The 650-nt window shown below is 36.8% G+C and carries 1 protein-coding gene; it reads left to right on the plus strand.

Annotated features, from left to right (window positions below):
* Window positions 1–385: 385 nt before the first annotated feature.
* Window positions 386–511, plus strand: a complete 126-nt coding sequence (locus HMPREF2961_RS15720) for a hypothetical protein (RefSeq protein WP_002356294.1) — start codon at window positions 386–388, stop codon at window positions 509–511.
* Window positions 512–650: the final 139 nt, after the last annotated feature.

Raw genomic sequence — 650 nt, forward strand, 5'->3', positions numbered from 1 at the left:
TTTCTATTTACACAAAATATTTTACACTCTCGAAGACTGTTTAGTTACAAACAAAGTTTATCAATACATTAAACACGAAAACAATAAAATAGTACAAGTCTCAAATTAGTAGATTAATACACTTGTTTTTTAGAATTGTAAATAACTCATAAAAAATATTTTGACTTTCAAAATCACTTTTGCTACCAGAAGTTGAGGCGAAGTGTTTTAAGCATAGTTGTACCCTAGTTTGACCGTTAAAAATAAATAACGATCGCTAGAGTGCAACTATGTTTGTTTGCCCTACCGTCAGCGTCGGCTTGGCCTCTCACATCCATTACCGTCGGGATTATCTCCGTTACATACCCTTACAAAATACGCCCTGTAAGCATTGCATGAAACCACCGTGCATTTGCACCGTATTTCCGCCCTAGCCGTTCAAATCGGTCGCTACCACCATTCAGAAACACGTGCGGTAATGGTTACACGTTGCTGTCTCCTAGCATTAGTTATTGCAGCGGCTAATGCTTAACCTTTCTACTTTATCGATAATTTAATATCAGGCAGCTTGGCTCCTACCTCTGATACTATTCGTATGTCTTACAAACAGAATCGTACCAAGCTTTATATTAGTTTTATGGATAGGCTACAATTAACTAGACAGAAAAATT

It is taken from the genome of Enterococcus sp. HMSC076E04 (assembly GCF_001814285.1).
Taxonomy (GTDB): domain Bacteria; phylum Bacillota; class Bacilli; order Lactobacillales; family Enterococcaceae; genus Enterococcus_B; species Enterococcus_B lactis.